This window comes from Chryseobacterium potabilaquae (assembly GCF_902728265.1).
GTDB classification, from domain to species: domain Bacteria; phylum Bacteroidota; class Bacteroidia; order Flavobacteriales; family Weeksellaceae; genus Chryseobacterium; species Chryseobacterium potabilaquae.
The window spans coordinates 1-649 of the sequence record NZ_CACVBR010000131.1 but is presented as its reverse complement, the minus strand read 5'-3'; the positions used below and the strand labels follow the sequence as shown (position 1 = coordinate 649).

1 protein-coding gene is annotated in these 649 nt (G+C 33.9%); it reads right to left on the bottom strand.

The window, feature by feature from the left end:
- Positions 1 to 649 (bottom strand): AMP-binding protein (locus CHRY9293_RS18490; RefSeq protein WP_162034322.1); only part of this gene is annotated, 649 nt, incomplete at both ends.

Genomic DNA, 649 nt, shown 5'->3' with positions numbered 1-649 from the left:
GATAATAAGGCAGGAGGAAGATAAACATGGCTAATTTCATGATCTAAAAGATAATCACTGATCAAATTTGAATCCTTCTTTATATCTTCAGATAATAAATGTAATTCATTACCATACAATAAAGAACTAAAGAATTCCGAAACAGAAACATCAAATACATAAGAGGTATAAGCGCTTATTTTTCCAGTAGTACTGAAATCATATATTTCCCGTATATTATCTAAGAGGTTTATCACACTCTTATGTTCAATCATTACTCCTTTAGGTTTACCTGTTGTTCCACTGGTGTAAATAACATAAGATAAATCACTTGAACTTACTTCTGTAGCTGGGTTTTCTATGGAACATGTACTCAATGTATCTTTCACATCTGAAGAATCCAGACTAATGATACTAAGGCTTGAAGATTCTTCTGTATCTATTAATCTCTTGCAGTCATATAATCTATTTTGAGTCTTTTCTTCAACGAGTACTACTCCTGCCTTCGTATCTCCCAGAATATACTCTATTCTATCCATGGGATAATTTGGATCCATGGGAACATAGGCTCCGCCTGACTTCAAAACTCCTAAGATTGCTATGAGCATCTGCTCCGATCTTTCTAAGCATAATGGAATGAGATCATCTGGTTGGATTTGATGGTTTTGTA